The following is a 23,791-nucleotide window of genomic DNA, read 5'->3' on the forward strand; positions in this document are numbered from 1 at the left end:
TCACTCATTTACGGCTGGCAAGCGGGCGCCGCGCCCCTACATCTGGTGAACAGTGTAAGAGCTTGATACGACTCTTACAGGACCTCTGCCCCGGGGAACACGGGCTTGTCGGGCGCCACAACGCCGAGCCGCTTCGTCGCCCGCGTGAGTGCCACATAGAGGTTCCGCAGGCCGGAGGCCGCGATGGCGTCCGGGTCGACCACGATCACGCTGTCGAACTCGAGTCCCTTGGCCTGCTTGACAGTGAGCACCGACGCATCCGCGATCCCCGCGAGACCCGCGGCCCGCTCCGCCGTGGTCACGATCGCGACGCTGCCCTCGCCCACCGCGGCCTTCTCGGCCGCGACGAGTTCCTCGACCCTGCCGTCCAGGTCGACCTGCGCGATCTCCAGCCAGGGCCGGTGGCCCGATTCGCGCACCGAGCGCGGCCGGGCCGCCTCGACGTCGATCGAGTCGAGCACCCGCGTCGCCACTTCCATGATCTCCGCCGGGGTCCGGTACGAGACCGTCAACTGCTCGGCCCGCCAGTCGAGCCCCGAGTTCCCGAAGACCTCGCCCCAGCTCGAGGGCGCCGTCGCACCCGCGGCCTGCGCGAGGTCACCGGCCACGGTGAACGACCGCGTCACGCAGCGCCGCAGCAGCGCCCGCCACTCCATAGGGGACAGTTCCTGGGCCTCGTCGACGATCACGTGCCCGAAGATCCACCGCCGGTCGGCCGCAGCCCGCTCCGCCACGGAGACGAACGCCTCGTCGACCTGACGCTCGCCGAGCCAGAACTCGTCGATGATGTCGGTGGCCTGCAGGATCTCCGACTCCTCGTCCTCGAAGTCGAACGAGGCCGAACCGGCCGCGATCGTCAGCACGTCCTGCGCGTACGCGATCTGCTCGGCCGTCAGCTCGCCGGGACGCTGCTTCGTCTCGATCTCGCCCAAGTGCTCCGCGGCCTCGTCGAGCAGCGCCACATCCGCCTCGCTCCAGCCGCCCGGCTGCCGGTGCAGGAGCGCCCGCTCCTCCTTCTTGAGCACCGCCGCCGCCGAGGCGATGAGCTCCCGGGACGAGAACAGGTCCTCCAGCAGCTCCTTCGCCGACAACTGCGGCCACAGCACCTCGATCTGGCCCCGGATCACCGGGTCCGTCGCGATCTCGACCGCGAACTGCGCCCGGTCCGCCAGGCCCAGCAGGTTCTCCCCGCCGAGCGGGTCCTCGCCGATGACATCCGCGTACTGCGTCGCCAGGTCGGCGATCACGCGCTTGTGGAAGGTCTCGCGGGCCTCGTTGTGCGGCAGGCCCGTCTCGCGCGCCGCGTCCCGCGCCGCCGTGATCTTCTCCGGCCGCAGGTACAGCTCGTGGCCCTCGAAGTCCACAGGCAGCGGCTCGCGCGGCACCACCTGGCGGTCGGCGACCGCGCTGGCGATGACGCCGGCCATCACGGCCCGGCCCTTGAGGGCTGCCACGGCCTCGGTCTCGGGCCGGTCGGCTACCACGCCGGGGAACAGCTGCGCGGGCGTGCGCAGCAGGACGTCGGTCTCGGCCAGGCCCGGCAGGACCTCGGAGATGTAGCGCAGGAACTGCTTGCCGGGGCCGATGATGAGCACGCCGCGGCGCTTGAGCTGCTCGCGGTGCTCGTACAGGAGGTAGGCGGCGCGGTGCAGGGCGACGGCGGTCTTGCCGGTGCCCGGCGCGCCGTCGACGATCATGATGCCTTCGAGAGGTGCGCGGATGATCCGGTCCTGCTCGGCCTGGATCGTGGCGACGATGTCCTTCATCGCCTCGCCCCGGGCCGCGTCGAGCGCGGCCATGAGCGCGCCCTCGGAGCCGATCGTGGAGTCCGAGTCGCCCGCGGCGTCGAGGTCCAGGACCTCGTCGTTGACGTGCCGGATGCGCCGGCCCTTGGTGTGCAGGTGACGCCTGCGGCGCACACCGGCCGGGGACGCGGCGGTCGCCAGGTAGAACCGGCGGCCGGCCTCGCTGCGCCAGTCGACGAGGAGCTGCTCCCCGCCTTCGGCATGGATGCCGATGCGGCCCAGGTACATCGGCTCATCGGTCTCGATGTAGTCGAGCCGTCCGAAGCACAGGCCCTCTTCGACGGCGTTGAGCTGGGCGATGCGGTGGCGGTACAGGTGCGTCTCCGCGTCGCGCTGCGAGCGCTCCTGGTCGTTCTCCACGTGCTTGCGCCGCGACTCGCCGAGCCGGTCGGCGCTCTCGTCGCGGAGGCGGTCGAGGCGCGCGTACAGGCCGTCGAGGCGTTGCTGCTCGAACTGGGCGGCCGGAGTGATGGCAGCGGACACGGCTCTCCTCTGATGCGGAGCGGACGGGATTCAAGGCGACGGTGCGCGAAATGCCTGGGCGCTGCGAAGAATGGCTCGCCAGCGTCGCCGAGACCGTGGAACGGCGCAACTGAAAAAGCTTAGCTCCTGCGAGGCTGCTTCGTCTCGTTCAGAGCGTGAACGTGATCGCAGGCTCTGACCTCAGACGTTGTGCTCACAACGCCTGTCTCGACATGTGAACATAGGTAACGCACCTATAACGAGCATTTGACCCGGTACTCACGTCCCATTAGGGTTAGCGCGTTATGTGCTCGGCGTCGGCGTGACTGGAGTGAAGTGCAGTGGTCAAAGAACGAGTGATCAGAGAGAACTGGGGGACCAGAGTCGGGTTCATCCTGGCCGCCATCGGCTCGGCGGTCGGACTCGGCAACATCTGGCGCTTCCCCGCGGTAGCCTACGAAAACGGCGGAGGCGCCTTCCTCGTGCCGTACCTGGTGGCCCTCGTGACCGCCGGTATCCCCTTGCTCATCATGGAGTTCACGATCGGTCGGCGCTTCAAGGGCTCCGCTCCGGTCGCGATGCGCCGCCTGAACAAGAACGCCGAGTTCATCGGCTGGTGGCAGGTGGCGATCTCGATCGTCATCTCCGTCTACTACGCCGTCATCATCGCCTGGGCGGCGATGTACACGATCTATTCGATCGGCCAGACCTGGGGCGACGCGCCCGACAGCTTCCTGTTCGTCGATTTCCTCGGCGCGGTGAACACGGACGGCACGAACGTCGGCACCTTCGAATTCGGGGAATGGCTGCCGAACCTGCTGCTGGTCCTCATCGCCGTGTGGCTCGTGACGCTGTTCGTCATCGGCGCCGGCATCCGCAAGGGCATCGAGAACAGCGCGAAGATCTTCATCCCGCTGCTGGTGGTCATGTTCGGCGTGCTGGTGGTCCAGGCGCTGACGCTGGACGGCGCCACAGCCGGCCTGGACGCGTTCTTCACGCCCGATTGGGAGGCGCTCAAGGACTCGGGGGTATGGGTCGCCGCTTACGGCCAGATCTTCTTCTCGCTGTCGGTCGGCTTCGGCATCATGGTCACTTACGCCTCCTATCTGAAGCGCAAGTCGGACATCACGACCTCGGCGTTCACCGTCGGCTTCGCCAACTCGTCGTTCGAGGTGCTCGCCGGTTTCGGTGTGTTCTCGGCCCTCGGCTTCATGGCCCTCCAGGCCGGCACGCCGATCGATGAGCAGGTCACCGACGGCGTCGGCCTGGCCTTCGTGGCCTTCCCGACCATCGTCAACACGCTGCCGTACGCCGCCGGCCTGTTCGGGGTGCTGTTCTTCGCCAGTCTGACCATCGCCGGGTTCACCTCGCTCATCAGCATCATTCAGGTGCCGGTGGCCGCGGTGGAGGACCGCTTCGGGATCAACCGCCTCAAGGGGACGATCTTCGTCGGCGGCGGCATCGCCCTGGTGTCGATCATCCTGTTCCCGGCCACCAACGGCCTGTGGCTGCTCGACACCGCCGACGGCTTCATCAACCGCTACGGCATCACCGTCGCGGCGCTGGTCAGCATCGTCAGCGTCGTCTGGATCGCATGGAAGTGGGGCGAGCTGCGCACGGACGCCAACCGGACCTCGACGTACAAGGTCGGCTTCGTGTGGCTCGCCTGCCTCGGCGTCATCACACCGGTGATCCTGGGCTGGATGCTCGTCGACAACATCCGCACCACCATCGAGAACGAGGCCGGGGTCGACCGGGCCACGCTCATCTACGGCTGGTGCGTCGCCGGCGGCGCGCTCGCGTTCGGCATTCTCATGGCGCTGATCCTGCGCCGCAAGGACGTCCCCGAACTCGTGGACGAAGCCGAGGTCGAAGGCGAAGCCACCCTGACCGGTGGGAAGGAGGAGATCCAATGAGCGGAAGCGCAGTGGCAATGATGATCGTCGCGGTCGTCGTCATCTTCGGAGGCCTGGTCGTCTCGGCCATCACGTTGATGACCCACCCCGAGCAGCCCGACGAGTAACCGCCCGCAGAGGGGCCGATCCCCGGATCGGCCCCTTCGCCCTGCGCCCCCTCCGCAGGAGACATCTACAGAGGACGCATTCCCATGAAGACGAGAGAGACCTGGGGGACCCGCGCCGGGTTCATCCTGGCCGCGGCCGGATCGGCGATCGGCCTGGGCAACATCTGGCGCTTCCCCGGTGAGGCCTACGAGTTCGGCGGCGGGGCCTTCCTGCTGCCGTATCTGTTCGCGATCCTCACCGCAGGCATCCCGTTGCTGCTGCTCGAATACACGATCGGCCGCAAGTACCGGCTGGGGCCGCCTTCGGCGTTCCGCTCGATTTACCGGCCCGCCGAGGGCATCGGCTGGTGGCAGAACGCGATCGCGTTCTTCCTGGCGACTTTCTACGCCGTCATCATCGCCTGGGCTCTCAGCTACGTGTTCTTCTCGCCGAGCCTCGCCTGGGGTGACGACGCAGGGGCGTTCTTCGGCGTCGAATACCTCCGGGCGGGTGAGCCGCTCGACTTCTTCGAGTACCGCCCGGCGATGCTCGGCGCGCTGGCCGCGGTCTGGGCCGTGGTGCTGCTGATCATGGCCGGCGGCGTCCGCAAGGGACTCGAACTCGCCAACCGGATCTGCATCCCGCTCCTGCTGGTGCTGTTCGGCGTCGTCGTGGTCCGCGCGCTGACGCTCGAAGGGGCCGCCGAAGGCCTGAACGCCTTCTTCACGCCGCAGTGGGACAAGATCGGGGACTATGAGATCTGGCTCGCCGCCTATGCGCAGGTCTTCTTCTCCCTGTCGATCGGCATGGGCACCATGATCGCTTACTCGTCCTACTTGAAGAAGCACAGCGAACTGTCGACGACGGCGGTGACGGTGGGCTTCGCGAACTCCTCGTTCGAGCTGCTGGCCGGCATCGGGGTGTTCTCGGTCCTCGGCTTCATGTCGGGCGAGGCCGACGTCCCGATCGACCAGCTGGTCGGCACCGGCGGCGGCGTCGCCTTCGTGACCTTCCCGACGATCCTCAGCCAGATGCCCGGCGGCGCCTTCATCGGTGTGCTGTTCTTCGCCACCCTGGTCGTCGCGGGCATCACCTCGCTGATCTCGATGGTGATCGTGCCGTTCAGCTCCTTCGAGGACCGCTTTGGCTGGAGCCGCAAGAAGAGTGTGCTGGTGCTGGGCCTGCCGATGGCGGCCTTCTCCCTCCTGATCTACCCGACCGCGAACGGATCGTCCATGGTGGATGCGGTGGACTTCGCCGTCTCCGGGTACGGCCTCGTCCTCGGCGGTCTCGCCACGATCGTCCTGGCCTTCGCCACCGGCAAGATCAAAGCCCTTGCGGCCGAGGCGAACCGCACGTCGATGCTCAAGCTCGGCAATGTCTGGTACACGTGCCTGGCGCTGACCGCGGTGGTGCTCGTCTACACCCTCTACAAGAGCATCCAAGGCCAGATCGCCGATCTGTCGGATCCCGACGTGCCGAACGAGCTCATCTACATCAACTGGGGCGTCGGAGGGGCCATGATCCTGTTCGGCGTCGTCATGACCGCGGTGCTCTACCGCCGCCCGATCCCCGAGCGGGTCGAAGAGGCGGCTGCGGCGGCCGCCTGAGCAGCCGATCCGCCACTTGTGGCCGCACACGGTTCGTGTGCGGCCATTGTCGTTGTGTGCGAATTGAGCACGCTTATTCGGATTCGCGGGATTGGTCCGCGCCCGCCCCTTGTGCCGAGGAAACTTAACTGTTAGGTTCCTTTTTAATTCGGTTCCCCGAGCCGGTCCCACCGGTACACCGAAACCCTGCTGACCCATCGTCGATAGGAGACGAAGATGCGCAAGTCGCGCAGAATCATCCTGTCCATCGCCGGCGCCGGAACCCTCGCGGTCTCGGCTTCCATGGCGGCCCTGGCCTGGGGCCACGGCTACACCTCCGACCCGCCGAGCCGCTCGGCCCTGTGCGCCACAGGTGACGTCACCGACTGCGGCGCCATCTCCTACGAACCCCAGAGCGTCGAAGGCCCCAAGGGCTTCCCCGCCGCAGGCCCCGCCGACGGCTCGATCTGCTCCGCCGGGCACGCCGAGTTCGCCGAACTCGACGACCCGCGCGGCGGCAACTGGCCCGCCACCACGGTGGACGCCGGCGCCCAGACGTTCACGTGGACGATGACCGCCGCGCACTCCACGGCCACTTTCGACTACTACATCACCAACGACGACTACGACCCGACGCAGCCGCTGACCCGCGACATGCTCGACCTGGAGCCCATCGCCTCCATCGAAATGGGCGGCGCCAGGCCCGACCACACGATGACCCACGACGTGACCCTGCCCGAGCGCAGCGGCCGGCACATGATCCTCAGCGTCTGGAACATCGCTGACACCGTGAACGCCTTCTACTCCTGCGTCGACGTCGACTTCGGCGGCGACTCGGGCGGCGGCGAGGAGACCCCGACCGACGCGGCGACCACGGACGCGCCGACGGACGAGCCGACCGGCTGCGACGCCTCCGTCTGGGACACCGCGGCCGTGTACACCGCCGGCGACGAGGTGACCCACGACGGGATCGCCTACCGCGCCGGCTGGTGGACCACCGGCGAGGAGCCGGGCACCACCGGTGAATGGGGCGTCTGGAAGCAGACCGCGGCCTGTTAGCCGAAAGACCTTCCACACACCGGCCACGGGCCGCCCGCATTCCCCGCAGGGCGGCCCGTGGCGCTCATCTCGCTTGACGCTGTCGGCCCTCTGGCATAACCTTGACGGCGTCCTTGTTCCCGACGTTAGGCACTCACTTGAAGCTCTAGGTCGTAGACATCGCGCCACCACGTCTCTGTGCACGTGTTCGGTGTGTCTTCGATCGAGAGGGTGCCCATTTTCCGGGTTCAGTCCCTTTTCGCCGCTCTGGCGCGATGTCTCTCATCTCGATTCCGTTCAGCATCGACCTGAGAGAGGTCTCATGACCACCTTTATCAACGTCCAACAGCTCCGCTTCCTATGGCCTGACGGCGATCAGGTCTTCGACGGCCTCGACGTCGTCTTCTCTGACGGCCGCACCGCACTCATCGGCGACAACGGCACCGGAAAGTCCACGCTGCTGCGCCTCGTGGCCGGGCTCCTGAGGCCCGAGTCCGGATCGATCACGGCCTCCGGGCTCATCGAGTACCTGCCGCAGGAACTGCCGCTCCGCTTGGGCGACACCGTGTCCGACCTGCTCGGCATCGCCGGGAAGCGCCGGGCGCTGGCCGCCATCGAGGCCGGGGACGTCGACGAGACGCACTTCAACGTGATCGGCGAGGACTGGGACTTCCTGGACCGATCCCGTGTCGCCCTGGACGAGCTCGGCCTCGACCACGTGGACTTCGACCGCACCGTGGGGACCCTCTCTGGCGGCGAGTCGATGCTCGTGGGCCTGGCCGGCCGCCTCGTGCGCCGCCCGGACGTGCTGCTCCTCGACGAACCGTCGAACAACCTCGACGGCTCGGCGAGAAAGCGCCTGTACCAGGCGATCCGGCGGTTCAACGGCACGCTCGTGGTCGTCAGCCACGACCGGGCGCTGCTGGAGCACGTGGACGCCGTAGGCGAACTCCACAAGGGGCACATCAGGATCATCGAGGGCAACTACAGCGTCTACGAGGAGGTCATCGCCGCAGAGCAGGAGGCCGCCGCGCGCGCCGTCCGCGACGCCAAGCAGGACCTCACCCGCCAGAAGAAGGAGCTCATCGCCGCACGGACCCAGAACGACCGGGGCGCCTCGTCCTGGCGCCGTGAGCAGGCTCGGGGCGGCACGCCGAAAATACTGCTCAACGCCAAGAAGAACGCCGGGGAAGTGTCGTCGGCGAAGCTGCTCAACGCGAAGCTCGAAGACGTGGCCGAGGCTCGGGAGCGCCTCGACGAGGCCGAGGAGTCCCTGCGCGACGGCGGCGGGATCAGCGTCGACCTGCCCGAGACGAGCGTCTCAACGCACCGAGACATCGCGATCATCAAGGGGCTCAAAGTGAGCGACCTCTACGGGGAAGGCCTCGGACTGCACCTGCGCGGTCCGGAGCGGGTCGCGGTCACCGGGGACAACGGCTCGGGCAAGACCACGCTGCTGCGCGCGATCGCCGACGCGGCCCGCGTCCCGCACGGGTTCCTCACTCAGCGGCTGGAACTGCTCGACGACGAGGCGAGCGTGCTCGACAACGTGCGCGCCAAAGCTCCCGAGGCCGACCAGTCGCTGCTGCGAACCCGCCTGGCCCGCTTCGGGATGCGACGCGACTCGGTCTTCCAGCAGGTGGCGACGCTCTCGGGCGGCCAGCGCCTGCGGGCGGCCCTCGCCACGGTGCTGTCCTCGCAGCCCGCGCCGCAGCTGCTCCTGCTCGACGAGCCGACGAACAATCTCGACATGAGTTCGATCCGGCAGCTCCAGCAGGCGCTGACGGCGTTCCAGGGGGCGCTGGTGGTGGTGAGCCACGACGAGGCGTTCCTCGAAGGGCTGGGCTTGACGCGCCGGGTCGAGCTGACTCGCGGGGAGGGGATCGTGCTGGACACGCCTGTGGAGTCGCGGGTGTGAATCCCGGGCATGCGGCATCGGCGGGCCGATACTGATCGGACCGATCACTGGAGGAACGCCGATGCCGTCCATCCGAGCCGCGACCGCCGCCGCGGTCGTCCTGACCGCGGCCCTCGCGGGCTGCGGCGACGACCCGAAGGACGATGACCTGGGCGGGGCCTGGACCGCCACGCTCGCCGTCACGACCACTTGGCGCGCCGCGGCTCCGCAGGCGACCGGCACGGCCGACGTCTCCTCCACCGGCAGCACCTCCGTGCGGCTCGCCGTGGCCGGCCTCGCTCCGAGCACCGAGTACATGGCGCACGTCCACGACGGCGATTGCGACGAGGACCCGCCCGGCGGCGGCCATTGGCTGTCCGACCCGGACGGTGAGGACGCGGCCGGGAACATCATCGAGCTGTCCTTCACGACGTCCGACACGGGCGTCGGTTCGGCCACGGTCTCGAGCGACCTCATACTCGACGACCGGGCCGAAAGCGTCGTCGTCCACGCCCCTGAGTCGCTCACCGGGTCCGAAGGCCTCGACTCCGACCGGGTGCTGTGCGGGGACCTCGAAGACGACTGACCGGACCTGCGCCACTGCCGCCGACTGTTCTCCTTACTTCGGCTCCGCCGAAACTGCGTGGCGACCGGCCGGGTCGCCCACGTATCCTTGACCATCGTCATGCCCAGCAGCGTCTCTAACTCCCGTCCCAGCCTGCGCGAGCGCGTCTTCGCGCTGCGCACGGCCGATCAGCGTGCGCTGCGTCGCCGTATGCGCGAGGCCCGCGAGCTCGAAGGCCCGGCCCGGTCCGAGGCCTTCGCGAAGCTCGAGGCCGAGGTCGACCGCAAGGAGGCCGCGCTGGCGGCCCGCGCGGCCGGCGTCCCGAAGATCGTCTACCCCGAAGAGCTGCCGGTGTCGCAGCGCAAGGACGACATCCTCGAGGCGATCCGCGACAACCAGGTCGTGATCATCGCCGGTGAGACCGGTTCGGGCAAGACCACGCAGATCCCGAAGATCTGCCTCGAACTCGGCCGCGGGGTGCGCGGCATGATCGGCCACACGCAGCCGCGGCGGATCGCCGCCCGCGCGGTGGCCGAGCGCATCGCCGACGAGCTGGGTTCGCCGCTGGGCGAGGCCGTGGGCTGGAAGGTCCGCTTCACCGACCAGGTGTCGGACGGCAGCTACGTCAAGCTGATGACCGACGGCATTCTGCTCACCGAGATCCAGCACGACCGGCTCCTGAGCGCCTACGACACGATCATCATCGACGAGGCGCACGAGCGCAGTCTCAACATCGACTTCATCCTCGGGTGCCTGCGGCAGATCCTCCCCAAGCGCCCGGACCTGAAGGTCATCGTCACCTCGGCGACCATCGACCCCGAGCGCTTCTCCAATCATTTCGCGGGCGAGTCCGGCCCGGCCCCGATCCTCGAAGTCTCGGGTCGCACCTATCCCGTCGAGGTCCGGTACCGGCCGCTGCAGGGCGAGGACGGCGAGGAGCAGCGGGACCAGACCGACGGCATCCTCGACGCCGTGAACGAACTCGGCCGCGTCGGCGACGGCGACATCCTCGTCTTCCTCTCCGGCGAGCAGGAGATCCGCGACACCGCCGATGCGCTCGAGAAGGCGAAGCTGCGCCACACCGAGGTCGTCCCGCTGTACGCGCGGCTCTCCGCGCAGGAGCAGCACCGGGTCTTCTCCTCCCACACCGGGCGCCGGATCATCTTGTCCACCAACGTCGCCGAGACGTCGCTGACGGTGCCGGGCATCCGGTACGTGATCGACGCCGGGTACGCGCGCATCTCCCGCTATTCGGCGCGCACCAAGGTGCAGCGCCTCCCGATCGAGGCGATCAGCCAGGCCAGTGCGAACCAGCGCGCGGGCCGCTGCGGCCGCGTCGCCGAGGGCATCTGCATCCGCCTGTACTCCGAGGACGACTTCAACGCGCGGCCCGAGTTCACCGACGCGGAGATCCTGCGCACCAACCTCGCGAGCGTCATCCTGCAGATGACCGCCGCGAAGCTCGGCCGGGTCGAGACCTTCCCGTTCGTCGACGCCCCCGATTCGCGCAACATCAAGGACGGCATGGACCTCCTGGTGGAGCTCGGGGCCCTCGAGGACGTGCGCGACGGCGAGCGGCGCTTGACAAAGGCCGGGCGCGACATCGCGCGGCTGCCGATCGACCCGCGCTTGGCCCGGATGATCCTCCAGGCCCGCGAGGAGAACTGCGTCCACGCGGTCGCGGTCATCACCGCCGCCATGTCCATCCAGGATCCGAAGGAGCGCCCGGCGGACAAGCGGGCCCAGGCCGACCAGTCCCACGCGCGCTTCAACGACCCCGACTCCGACTTCTCGGCGTACCTGAACCTGTGGCGGTACCTGGAGGACGAGCGCCGGTCCCGCTCCTCGAGCGCGTTCCGCCGCATGTGCAAGCAGGAGTACCTGCATTACCTGCGCATCCGCGAATGGCAGGACCTGGTGCGCCAGATCCTCGGCGTCCTCAAGAGCCTGAAGATCCCCGTCGAATCGCCCGACATCACGCCCGCCCCCAAGAGCGTCCACACCGCGCTCCTCGCCGGGCTCCTCTCGCACATCGGCGTGAAGGAGGCCGACACCCGCGAGTACCTCGGCGGGCGCAACGCCAAGTTCGCGATCTTCCCCGGTTCCGGACTCGCCAAGAAGCAGCCGCGCTGGGTCGTCGCGGGCGAGCTCGTGGAGACGAGCCGCCTGTGGGGCCGCGTGTGCGCCAAGATCGAACCCGAATGGGTCGAGCCGCTCGCCGAGCACCTCAGCAAACGCACCTACTCCGAACCGCACTGGTCGAAAAAGGCCGGTGCGGTGCTCGCGTTCGAACGCGTCACGCTGTACGGCGTCCCGATCGTGGCCCGCCGCAAGGTCAACTTCGGACGCATCGACGTCGAGACCAGCCGCGAACTGTTCATTCGCCACGCCCTCGTCCAAGCCGAATGGGACACCCACCACAAGTTCCTGGCGCAGAACCTCGCCAAGATCAGCGAGGTCGAGGACCTCGAGAACCGGGTCCGCCAGCGCGGCCTCCTCGCCGACGAGCAGACCCTCTTCGACTTCTACGACGAGCGGCTCCCCGCCGACATCGTCTCCGGCCGCCACTTCGACTCCTGGTGGAAGAAGGAGAAGGACAAGACCCTCCTCGACTTCGACGAGGCCCTGCTCCTCGGCGACCGCGCCGAAGGCGTCGCCGCCGACTCCTACCCGGAGGTGTGGACCTCCGAAGGCGCCGACCTCGAACTCGACTACGAGTTCGAGCCCGGCTCGGCCCGGGACGGCGTCACCGTCGCCGTCCCGCTCCCCGCACTCCAGCAGCTCGACCAGGACGCCTTCACCTGGCAGGTCCCGGGCCTGCGCGCCGACTTCGCCGAGGCGCTCATCAAGAGCCTCCCCAAGTCCCTGCGCCGCAGCTTCGTGCCCGCACCCGACTTCGCGAAGGCCGCCGTCGCGCGCATGGCCCCGGCGCCCGGCCGGCCGATGATGGCCGCGCTCGCCGACACGCTGAAGTCGATGACCCAGGTGCACGTCCCCGAGGACGCCTTCGACCTCACCAAGGTCCCCGGGCACCTCCTCGTCACCTTCCAGGTGAAGGACGAGGAAGGCACGGTCCTCGCCGAGGGCAAGGAACTCGGCGCGCTCAAACGCCAGCTCGCCCCCAAGGCCCAGGAAGCCGCGTCCGAGGCCTTCGAGCTCGAACGCACCGGCCTCAAGACCTGGGACCTCGACGCCCTGCCGAAGCTCCACGAGACCCCGCGCAAGGGCTACACCGCGAAGGCCTACCCGGCGCTGGTCGACGAAGGCGGCTCCGTCGGCGTCAAGGCCTTCCCCGACCCGGGCTCGCAGGCGGCGAACATGTGGGCCGGGACCCGCAGGCTCCTGCGCCTGAACATCCCCGACCCGCGCCTGAAGCCTGAACATTTGAAGGGCGCCCTCACCCGCAACGAGCAGCTCGCGCTCGCCACCGGCCCGTACACCAATGTCGATGCGCTCCTTGCCGACTGCGTACGCACCGTCCTCGACAAGGTCCTCATCGAAGGCGGCGGCCCCGCCTGGGACCGCGAAGGCTTCGAGGCCCTGCTCAAGCGCGCGAAGCCCGAGGTCGCGGGCGAGTCGCCCGTTGTGGCCCGCAAGGTCGCGGCCGTCCTGACCGAGGCCCGCGAGGCCGCCCGCCTCCTCGAAGGCAAGTTCGACCTGCGCGCGCTCCCCGCATTGAGCGACATGCGCCGCCAGCTCGAAGGGCTCGTCGGCACCGACGGCTTCGTCGGCTCGACCGGCTGGTGGCGCCTCGACGACCTGCACCGCTACGTCAAGGGCATCAGCTTCCGGGCCAAGCGCGCGGTCGCCGACGTCGCGGGGGACAAGGGCAAGATGGACATCGTCCAAGCCCTCGAAGCCGAACGCGACGCTCTGGCGCGCACCCGCCCCGCGGCGCTTCGCGCCGGCGAAGGCCGCGAGGTCCGGTGGATGCTCGAGGAACTCCGCGTCAGCTTCTTCGCGCAGCAGCTCGGCACCCGCTACCAGGTGAGCGAGAAGCGCATCCGGAAGATCCTCCAGTCCCTCTGACGAGGGATCGCTTACGGCCGCAACAGTGCCGGGCTGCTTTAGAATGGGCGCGACCGGTCACGGCAGCACCCACTCGACGCCCAGGAAGTCCGCACATGAGCCCCGCGAACGAACTCGAACCCCTCGGTGACGACCAGCCGGTCGTCGAATGGACCTCCTACGACGCCCACCTGCACTACGCCTGCGCCGCGATCCAGGACCTCCGCCAGACCGGCCTCCGCGGCTGGAACCCGATCCCGACGATGGCCCGCACCGACCCCGGAGAACTGCCGCTCGCCGAAGGCCCTGCGGTCCCCATGTACTTCCAGGCCGCCGGGGACGGCAGCTACACCACCTCCGGCATGTTCGCCTTCGGCAGCGCGGGATTCGTGGCAGGCGCGTTCGCCGTCAACGCCATCGCCAACAGCGCCGCGAAGCGCAAGGCCCAGGCCGACCTCGAGCGCCGCTGGATGCCCGCCCCGCCCGGCGTCGTCATGGTCTCGCCCACCCGCGCCCTGTTCTGGAGCCACACCGAGACCTACAGCCTCTACTGGGCGGGGCTCGACATGATCGACCTGACCGGGCCCGACACCGTCATGTTCCGCTACAAGGGCGTCGACAACGGGCGCGACACCGTGGTGCAGTTCCAGACCATGTGGGCGGTGCTGATCTTCGCGCTCGCGGCCCACACGACGTTTCCCAACCACCCGCGCTGGCGCTCGGGCGACTGGCTGCCGATCGGCTTCGAGGACCGGTGCGAGGCCGCGGGCCACCCGCGTCCCGACGTGCGCTGACACTCCCGTCCGCGCGAGCGTGAAGCCGGGCGGCGGGCCTTCGTTGGGGTAAAGCGATCGCGAATGTCGGACCCCGGGTGCATGATCGAGTTCTGGCGTACGCCGCGCACGGTACGGCGCATCGTCCACACAGAGGTGATGTCAAGTGGGCATCAGTGTGACATCATGATTTCGGGCACAGCTGTGTCCCGGAAACCAGAACCCTTTGCATCGACACCACTCCAAAGGAGGACGAAGTGTCGCAAGACAACGCCATCGAAATAGAGGGCCTGACCAAGAACTTCGGCGACCTGGTCGCCCTGGACCACGTCGACCTCGCCGCCCGCACCGGCACCGTCCTCGGCGTCCTCGGCCCCAACGGCGCGGGGAAGACCACCATGGTCCGCATGCTCGCCACCCTCTCCGAGCCGACCGCCGGGACCGCCCGCGTCGGGGGCTACGACATCGTGCGCGACGCCGCCGCCGTCCGCACCCTCATCGGCCTCACCGGCCAGTTCGCCGGCGTCGACGAACTGCTCACCGGCGAGGAGAACCTGCGCTTCATCGGCCGTCTCATCGGCATGCCCACCAGGGACGCCAAGGCCCGCGCCCGCGAACTCCTCGCGCAGTTCAACCTCTCCGACGCCGCCGAGAAGCCCGCCAAGGCCTACTCCGGCGGCATGCGCCGCCGCCTCGACCTCGCCGCGAGCCTCGTCGGCCGGCCGAAGATCCTCTTCCTCGACGAACCCACCACCGGCCTCGACCCGCGCGCCCGCGGCGAACTCTGGGGCCTCGTCCGGGGCCTCGTCGCCGACGGCACCACCGTGCTGCTCTGCACGCAATATCTTGAGGAGGCCGACCAGCTCGCCCACGAGATCGTCGTCATCGACCACGGCAAGGCCATCGCCTCCGGCACGCCGACCCAGCTCAAAGCCAAGATCGGCGGCCAGTCCCTCCGCATCCAACCGGAGGACCACGCCCAACTCGACCCGGTGCGCGACCTCGTGGCCGAGCGCTTCCCCGACCTCGACCCCGTCGTCGAGGCCGGAGCGATCACCATCGGCGTCAACGACGACGGCATCATGCCCGCCCTCGCCGCCGACCTCCGCGACCGCGGCATCGCGCTCACCGAGTTCCACCTCGGCCTCTCCAGCCTCGACGAGGTCTTCCTGACCCTCACCGGGCGCCGCACCGAAACCGAAGAGCCCGACGCGACCGAGGAGCCTGCCGAATGACCGCCGCGACGATCGAGGCACCCGTCCCCACGACCGGACGTCCCGGCCTCGGATCCACCGTCAGCCAGACCCTCTCCATGGCCTGGCGCCAGATGGTCCGGATCAAGCACAACCCGTTCGAACTCGTCGACCTCAGCTTGAGCCCGATCATGTTCCTGCTGCTGTTCGTCTACGTCTTCGGCGGCCAGATGGCCGGATCCACTTCGGAATATCTGCAGTACGTCCTCGGCGGCCTCATCGCCCAGAACGCCATCTTCCTGACCATGTACACCGGCACCGGCATCAACGCCGACCTCCGCAAGGGCGTCTACGACCGCTTCCGATCCCTCCCGATCGCGCGCTCCGCGCCCTTGGCGGGGAAGATCTTCGCGGACATGTTCAAGCAGGTCTGGTCGATCGTGGTCATGCTCGGGCTCGGCCTCCTCATGGGCTTCGAACTCCGCAGCGTCGCAGGCGCACTGCTCGCGGCCCTCGTCCTCGTGGTGTTCGCGCTGGCGATCTCCTGGATCTCGGTGCTCATGGGCGTGGTGGCCGACTCCGAGGAGAAGGTGCAGATCTACGCCTTCGTGATCATCATGCCGCTGACCTTCACCTCGAGCGCCTTCGTCGACATCAACACGATGCCCGGCTTCATGCAGGCCTGGGCCAAGGTCAACCCGATCACCCACCTCGCCGACGCCATGAGAGGCCTCCTCTCATTCGGCCCCATCACCGAACCGCTGATGTGGACCTTCGTCTGGGCCGTGGCGATCTTCGCCATCACGGCTCCCTTGGCGATGCGCGCCTACCGACGGAAGATGGTCTGAGAGGACCACGCGTTGGTCGGGGGCGGGACGGACCCGGGCGCCCTCTTCGAGGGCCACCCGGACGGATTCGCGCTCTACGAAGCCGTGGCCGCGGCGGTCGCCGCCATCGGTGAGGCCGAGGTGCGGACCACCAAGAGCCAGATCGCGTTCCGCCGCCGCAAAGGCTTCGCATTCGTGTGGCGGCCCGGCCAATACATCGACTCCAAAGTGCCGGCGGTCCTGTCGATAGCACTACCGGAACGTCTCGACTCCGAGCGGTTCAAGGAGGTGGCGCATCCGTCGCCGAAGAGCTGGATGCACCACCTCGAACTCCACGAGCCTGGAGAAGTCGACGCCGAGGTCCGAAGCTGGCTTGTATCCGCCTACCGCGCTGCCGCTTGAACCAGGCACGGCCGCCCGCCGCCCCGGTCAGACCCGGTGCTCACCTTCGCGAGCCGATTCTCTTGCGGTTCAGGCAGTCAGCGATAAATAGGTCTTCTCTTGTCGGGACCGTGATTTCGACCTTCGGGGCGTGATCAGGTTCTGGTTCAGGCGGGCAGCGACAACGAGGTGGTGTCGACCCGGGCGAGTTCTTCGGCCTGCGGGGTCGATTGGGTTCTGGTTCAGGCCGGCAGCGACAAAGGGGTGCGTGGCGGGCTGGGCTCGCTCTTCGGCTATAGGCGGTGCCTGTTTCGGGTCCTTGCCTGGGTGGGTTTCTTCCTTGGGCATGGCGAGGGGCCCGAACCCTTGCGGGTGTCGGGCTGCGCTGCTTGGTGTTGCGGCGCTTCCCCTCAGCAGTCGCCCGCTGAGGGCAGCGTAAGAACGGAGGCTCCCCGTAGTCGACCTCACCGGTCTCACCAGCCATCACCTTCTGGGTCCTGGGTGCTTCGATCGGTTCGGAAGGCTTGGGGGCCTTGCCGATCGGTGGCGTGATCGGTGGTGTCGGTGTCGGTGTTGCCTGGTTCGGTGTCGTGAACTTCGCTCGGCATTTCGCTCTCGCTGCCTTCATGGCTTTGAGGGCGCGGTCTCGGTCGATGGCCTCGGCCAGGGCATCGAGGTCGGGTTTCATGGTCTCGGACCATTCGGTCCGGTAGAGCCCGGTGGGGAAGACATCCCAGTCGGTGCCGTGGTGCTCAGTGTCCATGTCGTGGTCGGTGCGCCAGTCGGAGCAGCCGCACCCGGTGTTGCCATCGGGGGCGCTCGCGATGCTGGAGGTGTGGTGGCCGTCGTGGTGGGTGATGATGGCTTGGCCGGGTCCGGTCTTCTCCACGGTCCAGCCGGTGGTGTGGATGCGGCCGTGGTGGAACCGGCAGAGCAGGATCAGGTTCTCCGCGATCGTGGGGCCGCCGTCGGCCCAGTGCTGGATGTGGTGGGCTTCGGTCCAGGCGACCGGGCGCCCGCACCCGGACCAGGCGCAACCTCCTGGCTGCTCAAGCTCCAGCTTCCTGCGCAGGGCCGTGTTCGGCAGGCGCAGTGCCCGGCCGAGTTCGACTGCTTCGCCTGTGGCGTAGTTGAACACCGAGGGGATCACCACGCCTTCGCAAGCCAGGAGGCGCGCCCTGGGAACCGAGATCGGGTCGCCCTCCAGCAGGGGTAGGCGGCCGGTGTCCTTGCCCTGCAGCGTCTCGATATCGACCGTGAGATCGAGGGTGGCGGTGTGCCCGTGGCGGGTCGCTGCCTGTGGGGAGGAACCGTAGCCGGCGAGCAACTGGTGGAGGGCTTCGGCGTGCCGGTGCTCCTGGGGTGGGAGCAGGCCGTCGCTGTCTTGGTCTTCTTGACGCGGGGGCGGGCAGGCGGTCTGCAGGTACTTGTCCAACAACCGGCCCGTGGTGTCGGAGAGTTCCGCCGAGAGGCTCCACATGCCGTTGTCTTGCGGCATCAACTCCAGGCGCTGCAGGGACTGTGCACCCAACTCGTCCAGCAGTTCGGCTTCTTCGGCGATGGAGGCCCAGAGTTCGTCGAGGTGGCGTTGCAGGTCTTTGAACGAAGCATGGGCGCAGTACTGGGCGACCATCGCCTCAGGTGTCGCGCACAGGGTCTCGGGGTCGAAGGGGGAGGGGACTGGTGTCGTGAAGGGGGTGCGGGCGAACAGGCGCATCGCGGGGGTCTTGTCCAACTGGCGTACGGCGAAGGCGACCTGGTCGATCCGGGCCTTCCCCGTCGTAGCCGCCTGCGCCAGGAGACGGAACTTCCCTGCAAGCCTGGCGATGGCGGCGATGGATCCTGCGGTGTTGAACGTGAAGTCGAACTGCGACAACAACAAGTCCCGGAGGGCGGAGAACCCGAACTCGGACCGATGCAGCCCGGAGGTCTTCATCTCGATCACCGCGGCCAGCACCTGGGCGTGGTGGGAGTTGATCGCCTCGGCGGCTTGGTCGAGGGTGGAGCGGAGGGCCTGGGCCTGGGAGCGGCGGTCCGATGCGACTGGGGCGGTGACTGGGGTGGTGATCGGGGTGGTGGTGCAGTGGCTCATCGGGGTCTCGCCTCCCTTCCGCTGTTCTCGAATGATCTAGCTGATTTCGCTTCCTTGTTCGTATCTCAATGGTGACACATGACAAGGGTGTTGTCATCGCCCAATAGGGTGAATAGTCCATTGAGGTGTATCGATCTTCCGTCACAGTCGGCCTGTGCCGCAAGGGAACCGCTCGTTCCTCGGCGTTCCGCGCCTCGGGAATCCAACGCCCGACAGCCGCACTGCGCACCCCGAGGAGCATCAGACCCCTTTGTCGCTGCCCGCTCTAAGCTCGACCCACACTCCGCTGACTGCCGCGATGAGAGCCAGGTCTGGGTCTTGCGTGCGCGTCGGTCCCGCGGGCGGACGATGCTCAGCTCAATTCCTCGGTGGTCTCAGGCTTTCGCAGCATCAGGTGGCCTGATTCGAAGCCGCGGCTGCTGTGGTTCGAGTCGAATTCGATCAGCCGTGCCCTGGCATCGTTGAGGGCCGCCCAACCGATCGGGCGACCCTTCGTCAAGCGGCCGCAGTGAAGCGGGCCCTTCGGTGCTTCGGCACCTCAAGTTCGTCCAGGATGGCCACCGCGAGGTCCTCGACCGAGATCCGGGAGACGCCTTCGGTGTCCACCAGGAGCTCGTCGGTCCCCGAGCGGTACTCGCCGGTTCGCACCCCGGGGACGAGCATCGCGGGCGGGCTCAGGTAGGTCCAGTCGGCTTCCTGTTCCTCCATGCAGCGGCGATGTTGGGCCGCGCTGGCTTCGGCCACTGCCCGCCATTCCTCCGAGATGTACCGGGGGTCGTCCAGGACCTGCCTGCCGCTGTCAGGGACTCGAAGCGTTGCGGCGCCTCCCACGATCAGGAGTCGCACACTGGACTTGGCGACTCCCTTGAGCAAAGCGTCGGTGGCCTCGACCTGTTCGTGTTCGCGGCCGTTCGGGGCTCGGACCGCGCTCACCACCACGTCGTGGCCTTGGACCAGTTCAGTGACTTGGGCCGGGTCGCCGGCGTCCCCGATCGCAACCGCGACACCTTGGGGGAGTTCGCGGTTCGGGCTCCGGACGACCGCCGTGACGTCGTGGCTCCGGGACAGGGCCTCTACCGCGGTGCGGAATCCGACGCTGCCTGCGGCTCCGAAGATGATGATGCGCATGGTGTCCTCTCAAAGACGGTTGGTTCGCGGGTCAGACGTGGGCGAGAGTCTTCTTCGGTGCGGGCGTGCGCTCGGGGGTCTTCGGCCGGGCCTGGAGCTGGGCGGTCACCGTCGCCGCCAAAGCCACCGCGAAGCCCGCGCTCTGCCAGGCCGTGAAGGTCTCGCCCAGGGCGATCCAGCCGACCGTCGCCGCGGTGAGCGGGGAGAGCAGTCCCAGGAAGCTCAAGGGCACCACCGAGAGCCGGCCGATGCCGCGGAACCAGAGCCAGTAGCCGAGCGCGGTGTTCACCAGGCCGAGGTAGAGGTAGCCGAGGACGTTGGTGCCGGTGAGGGCCGGGACGGCCCCTTCGACCGCGAACGCGAGGGGGATGAGCAGGAGGCCGCCCGCGGTCAGCTGCCAGCCGGCCAGGGCCGCCGGCCCGGCCTCCTTCGGGATGCCCCAGCGCTTCGTCAGGACCACCGCGATCGCCATCGAGACCGCGCCGCTGATGCCGGCCAGAGCGCCGATGAGGTCGAGTTTCGCTTCGGCGGTGAGAACCACCATCGCCACGCCCGCGACCCCGGTCAGGCCGAGCAGCCACGTGCGCAGGCGGACCTTCTGGTGGAGGACGAGCATCGTCGCGGCGGCCGTGACGAGGGGACCGACCGCACTGGCGACCGCCGCGACGCCGCCGGGCAGGCGGTAGGTCGCGATGAACAGCAGGGCGAAGAACGCGGCGATGTTCAACGTGCCGATCACGGCCGACTTCCACCACCAGGAACCCCTTGGCAGCCTTCGTGACAGGAGGATGAGCAGGAGTCCGGCGGGGAGCGCCCGGAGCATGGCGGTGAGGAACGGGCGGTCCGCGGGAAGGAATTCGGTGGTCACCACGTAGGTGGTGCCCCACATGACGGGGGCGAGGGCCGTGAGGAGGAGGTCCTTCGTGCTGCGGTTCATCGAGACTCCCTGGGGTAGCTTGTCTACAAGTAGCTTAGTCTCAAGCTACTTAATGTCAAGATACTTGTTCTTGAGTTAGATCACTCTGAGGTACTTCTACGCCGGAAAGTGGGCCAGAATGTCTCCCATGACCGAAGACGCCGCGGACCGCGACGCCGTGGACAAGATCGTCGAGCAGTGGCACCGCGAGCTGCCCGACCTCGAACTCGAATCCATGGCGCTCTACGGGCGCATCCACCGCATCTCGCAGAAGCTCGGCGCGCGCCTGCACCGGCTCCGGGCTCAGCAGGGACTCGGCCGCAACGAGTTCGACGTGCTCGCCTCGATCCGGCGGTCGGGGGAGCCGTTCACGCTGTCGCCCAAGGAGATCGGCGCGACGTTGATGCTCAGCTCGGGCGGGCTCACGGGGCGGCTCGACAAGCTCGAGGCCGCGGGATTCGTCGAGCGGCTGCCCGACCCGGCGGACCGGCGCGGGCTGAAGGTCCGCATGACCGAACGCGGGCGCGAGGTCATCGAGGAAGCGGTGCGCACCGGGATCGACCTACAGCTCGAGACGCTGTCGGTGCTCAGCGAGGAGGAGCGGACCCAGCTCGGGGCGCTGCTGCGCAAGCTGCACCACGGGTTCGAGGACCAGCCATTCGACGAGTGATCCGCCGAAGGGCCGGGCCGTGAATCAGCGCCCTGTCAAGTCGACGTTGTAGTCGAAGATGTCGTACACGATCACCGGCTGCGGCAGGGTCGCCGCCGACGCAGGAGCGGACGCCTGCGGGGCCGGCTCCGGCGGGGGAGGGGTCAACTCCTTGCAGCGCTTGAGCGCCGACTTCATGGTCGCCTCGCCGAACGGGTTGTGCGCCAAGGCCTCCGCCTCGGTGAGGAACCCCTGCGCCACCTCGCTGCACAGTCGCGCCATCTCGGCCAGGTCCCGCGCCTGCGCCCGCGCCCACCAGTAGTCCGCCGGGTCCCCGTGGCCCGGCACGACCACCTGGGGCTTCCAGCTCAGCAGGTACTCAACGGCCTGCGGCCACTCGTACGGGAACGCCCCGTCGTACGAGGGCGGCGCGCCGTTCTCCAAGAGGTCGCCGGCGAACAGGACGCCCGCGTCGGGCACCTCGATGACCAGGTCGTTGTCGCTGTGCGCCAAGCCGACCTGGCGCAGCACCACGGTGCGCCCGCCCAGGTTCAGCCCGACCGCGCCGTTCACGCGGCAGTTCGGCGGGACGAGCTTCGTCCGGGCGATGCGGCGGGCGTCCTCCTCCCGGCCGTCCCGGCGGTACCGCGCGGCCCAGGCCTTGCGCTGCTCGTCGCCGAAGCCGACGTAGTGCGCGCCGTCCGCCACCGCCCAGATCGCGGACTCGCCGAACGCGGAGGTCCCGAACCAGTGGTCGAAGTGGTCGTGCGTGTAGACGACCTGCCACGGCAGGTCGGTCTTCTCGCGGATCGCGGTCGCGAACTCGTACCCGGCCTCGGCGTTGATGCCGGTGTCGATCACCAGGCAGCTGTCGTCGCCGATGACGAGTCCCAGGGTCTGGTCCAGCTCTTCGAGACGCCGCACCCACACCCGCGGGGCGACTTCGATCCATCGATTGCTCATGCCCGCAATGGTATGCGGACCGCGCGCGCTCATATCGACGGTGATCGACGCGTTATTCCGGGAGCGAGACGCGTCGCTTCGGTGAGGGGCCGCCGGAGAGCGCGCTACCCTCACGTTCTACGTTCGTTGAGGATGGTTGCAGAATGTTCGATCACGATCCTGGAGCGCACCGGGGGACCAGGCGTAATGCGCCTGGAATCCCGTTTCGTCATTCCTTCCAGGACACGGTTCGGTCACGGAATGACCCGGTTGGCGAACTTTCCACTCGTGTAAGTTTCGAGGGTGAAATGAACCCCGCACATGTACGAAGGAGTACCTCCCCCATGCACCTCAGTCGTCGCGGCCTGCTGTACGGAACGGCAGGCGTCGGAGCCGTATCGCTCGCCGGTTGCGGCGTGGGCGAGTCGCCGAATCAGCTCACCGGCTACACCGGCATCGCCATGCCCACGACGACCTCCGACCGGTGGGTGGTCGAGGGCGCCGACCTCGAGGCGCGGCTGAAGGACCTCGGCTACAAGACGATCCTGGAATACGGCGAGGACGACATCCCGACCCAGATCCAGCAGATCCAGGCGATGGTCGACAAGGGCGTGGAGTTCCTCATCGTCGGCGCCATCGGCAACACCTCCCTCGGCGAGGTCCTCGGCAACGCCAAGGACAAGGGCGTCACGGTCATCTCCTACGACCGCCTCATCCTCGACACCCCCGACGTCGACTACTACGCCTCGTTCGACAACTACCAGGTCGGCGTGCTCCAGGCCAAGCACATCATCAAGCAGCTCGGCCTCTCCTCGGACACCACCGAGACCTACAACATCGAGCTGTTCTCGGGTTCCCTGGACGACAACAACTCCCAGTACTTCTTCCAAGGCGGCCTCGACACCCTCGAGACGTACATCTACGGCGGCTCGGTCGTGATCCCCTCGGGCCAGACCGAGCAGGAGCCGACCGCCACCGAGCGCTGGGACCGCACGATCGCGCGCGATCGCATGGCCGAACTGCTCGACACGTACTACAAGGACGAGCCGCTTCACGCCGTGCTCTCCCCCTACGACGGCATCAGCCGCGGCATCGTCGAGGCGCTGGTCGAGGCCGACTACGAGCCCGGCACGGCCGACTTCCCGGTCGTGACCGGCCAGGACGCCGAGCTGTTGTCGCTCAAGGCGATCAAGAACAACACCGGTCAGACCGAGACGGTCTTCAAGGACACCCGCCTCCTCGCCGGGGTCGCCGTGGAGATGGTGAAGACCATCGTCGACGGCTCGACCCCTGAGGTGAACGACCGCGGCACGTACGACAACGGCTTCAAGTTCATCCCCTCCTTCCTGCTGCCGCCGGTCGACGTGACCGTCGAGAACTACCAGGAGGTGGTCGTCGACTCGGGCTACGTCACCGAGGACGCGATCGACAACGCCCCGCCGGACGAGGGCTGAGCACGCGGTGACTTACGGCGACGGCCGGGCGAACGCCCGGCCGTTTCGCTGTGCCGTTCGGTTCTCGTC

General features: G+C 68.1%; 18 protein-coding genes. 13 read left to right on the forward strand and 5 right to left on the reverse strand.

What is annotated here, in order from left to right; translation table 11 throughout:
- Nucleotides 1-74: 74 nt before the first annotated feature.
- Nucleotides 75-2,288 (reverse strand): HelD family protein, encoded by a 2,214-nt coding sequence (locus ACFO8M_RS21705; RefSeq protein ID WP_387979467.1) that lies wholly within the window; start codon nucleotides 2,286-2,288, stop codon nucleotides 75-77.
- 320 nt (nucleotides 2,289-2,608) lie between these two features.
- Here ACFO8M_RS21705 and ACFO8M_RS21710 point away from each other — a divergent pair, with 320 nt between their 5' ends.
- The 11 genes from ACFO8M_RS21710 to ACFO8M_RS21760 all read left to right on the forward strand — a co-directional run bounded on the left by ACFO8M_RS21710 (nucleotide 2,609) and on the right by ACFO8M_RS21760 (nucleotide 16,562).
- On the forward strand, nucleotides 2,609-4,183 hold the full coding sequence (locus ACFO8M_RS21710) for a sodium-dependent transporter (RefSeq protein ID WP_387979470.1): 1,575 nt from the start codon (nucleotides 2,609-2,611) through the stop codon (nucleotides 4,181-4,183).
- Nucleotides 4,180-4,290: a methionine/alanine import family NSS transporter small subunit gene (locus tag ACFO8M_RS21715; RefSeq protein ID WP_387979473.1), complete on the forward strand. Its 111-nt coding sequence runs from the start codon at nucleotides 4,180-4,182 to the stop codon at nucleotides 4,288-4,290. The genes ACFO8M_RS21710 and ACFO8M_RS21715 overlap by 4 nt, the downstream gene beginning before the upstream one ends.
- 84 nt (nucleotides 4,291-4,374) lie before the next feature.
- Entirely contained in the window at nucleotides 4,375-5,880 is a 1,506-nt protein-coding gene (locus ACFO8M_RS21720; RefSeq protein WP_387979476.1) for a sodium-dependent transporter, read from the forward strand.
- A 216-nt stretch (nucleotides 5,881-6,096) separates the two neighbouring features.
- Nucleotides 6,097-6,918: a lytic polysaccharide monooxygenase auxiliary activity family 9 protein gene (locus ACFO8M_RS21725; RefSeq protein WP_387979479.1), complete on the forward strand. Its 822-nt coding sequence runs from the start codon at nucleotides 6,097-6,099 to the stop codon at nucleotides 6,916-6,918.
- A 301-nt stretch (nucleotides 6,919-7,219) separates the two neighbouring features.
- The gene (locus ACFO8M_RS21730) at nucleotides 7,220-8,815 is read left to right on the forward strand and encodes an ABC-F family ATP-binding cassette domain-containing protein (protein WP_387979482.1); all 1,596 of its coding nucleotides are present in this window, start codon (nucleotides 7,220-7,222) and stop codon (nucleotides 8,813-8,815) included.
- Nucleotides 8,816-8,876: 61 nt separating this feature from the next.
- Nucleotides 8,877-9,380 carry a hypothetical protein gene (locus ACFO8M_RS21735; RefSeq protein ID WP_387979486.1) on the forward strand — a complete coding sequence of 168 codons (504 nt, stop codon included), beginning with the start codon at nucleotides 8,877-8,879 and terminating at the stop codon, nucleotides 9,378-9,380.
- A 99-nt stretch (nucleotides 9,381-9,479) separates the two neighbouring features.
- The gene (gene hrpA / locus ACFO8M_RS21740; protein ID WP_387979488.1) at nucleotides 9,480-13,388 is read left to right on the forward strand and encodes an ATP-dependent RNA helicase HrpA; all 3,909 of its coding nucleotides are present in this window, start codon (nucleotides 9,480-9,482) and stop codon (nucleotides 13,386-13,388) included.
- Nucleotides 13,389-13,483: 95 nt separating this feature from the next.
- Nucleotides 13,484-14,161, forward strand: coding sequence for a hypothetical protein (locus ACFO8M_RS21745; protein WP_387979491.1), 678 nt, complete (start codon nucleotides 13,484-13,486; stop codon nucleotides 14,159-14,161).
- Between the two features lie 236 nt (nucleotides 14,162-14,397).
- Nucleotides 14,398-15,375, forward strand: coding sequence for an ATP-binding cassette domain-containing protein (locus ACFO8M_RS21750; RefSeq protein ID WP_387979494.1), 978 nt, complete (start codon nucleotides 14,398-14,400; stop codon nucleotides 15,373-15,375).
- Nucleotides 15,372-16,181, forward strand: a complete 810-nt coding sequence (locus ACFO8M_RS21755) for an ABC transporter permease (protein ID WP_387979497.1) — start codon at nucleotides 15,372-15,374, stop codon at nucleotides 16,179-16,181. Before ACFO8M_RS21750 ends, ACFO8M_RS21755 begins: the two co-directional genes overlap by 4 nt.
- Nucleotides 16,182-16,193: 12 nt before the next feature.
- The gene (locus ACFO8M_RS21760) at nucleotides 16,194-16,562 is read left to right on the forward strand and encodes a DUF5655 domain-containing protein (RefSeq protein WP_387979500.1); all 369 of its coding nucleotides are present in this window, start codon (nucleotides 16,194-16,196) and stop codon (nucleotides 16,560-16,562) included.
- A 40-nt stretch (nucleotides 16,563-16,602) separates the two neighbouring features.
- Here the strand turns inward: ACFO8M_RS21760 and ACFO8M_RS21765 are convergent, their stop codons facing one another.
- The 3 genes from ACFO8M_RS21765 to ACFO8M_RS21775 form a co-directional block, all read right to left on the reverse strand.
- Nucleotides 16,603-18,633: an HNH endonuclease signature motif containing protein gene (locus tag ACFO8M_RS21765; RefSeq protein ID WP_387979502.1), complete on the reverse strand. Its 2,031-nt coding sequence runs from the start codon at nucleotides 18,631-18,633 to the stop codon at nucleotides 16,603-16,605.
- Between the two features lie 495 nt (nucleotides 18,634-19,128).
- Nucleotides 19,129-19,761: an NAD(P)-dependent oxidoreductase gene (locus tag ACFO8M_RS21770; protein ID WP_387979505.1), complete on the reverse strand. Its 633-nt coding sequence runs from the start codon at nucleotides 19,759-19,761 to the stop codon at nucleotides 19,129-19,131.
- Between the two features lie 31 nt (nucleotides 19,762-19,792).
- Entirely contained in the window at nucleotides 19,793-20,698 is a 906-nt protein-coding gene (locus ACFO8M_RS21775) for an EamA family transporter (RefSeq protein ID WP_387979508.1), read from the reverse strand.
- A 127-nt stretch (nucleotides 20,699-20,825) separates the two neighbouring features.
- On the opposite strand from ACFO8M_RS21775, the gene ACFO8M_RS21780 reads away from it, so the two are divergent.
- The gene (locus ACFO8M_RS21780) at nucleotides 20,826-21,347 is read left to right on the forward strand and encodes a MarR family winged helix-turn-helix transcriptional regulator (protein WP_387979511.1); all 522 of its coding nucleotides are present in this window, start codon (nucleotides 20,826-20,828) and stop codon (nucleotides 21,345-21,347) included.
- A 24-nt stretch (nucleotides 21,348-21,371) separates the two neighbouring features.
- Here ACFO8M_RS21780 and ACFO8M_RS21785 read toward each other — a convergent pair whose 3' ends face one another.
- Nucleotides 21,372-22,289, reverse strand: coding sequence for an MBL fold metallo-hydrolase (locus tag ACFO8M_RS21785; RefSeq protein ID WP_387979513.1), 918 nt, complete (start codon nucleotides 22,287-22,289; stop codon nucleotides 21,372-21,374).
- A gap of 323 nt (nucleotides 22,290-22,612) precedes the next feature.
- Here ACFO8M_RS21785 and ACFO8M_RS21790 point away from each other — a divergent pair, with 323 nt between their 5' ends.
- Nucleotides 22,613-23,722: a substrate-binding domain-containing protein gene (locus tag ACFO8M_RS21790; protein WP_387979516.1), complete on the forward strand. Its 1,110-nt coding sequence runs from the start codon at nucleotides 22,613-22,615 to the stop codon at nucleotides 23,720-23,722.
- Nucleotides 23,723-23,791 lie beyond the last annotated feature (69 nt).

The sequence above is a fragment of the Glycomyces rhizosphaerae genome, from assembly GCF_042647865.1.
In the GTDB taxonomy this organism is placed as follows: Bacteria; Actinomycetota; Actinomycetes; order Mycobacteriales; family Micromonosporaceae; genus Glycomyces; species Glycomyces rhizosphaerae.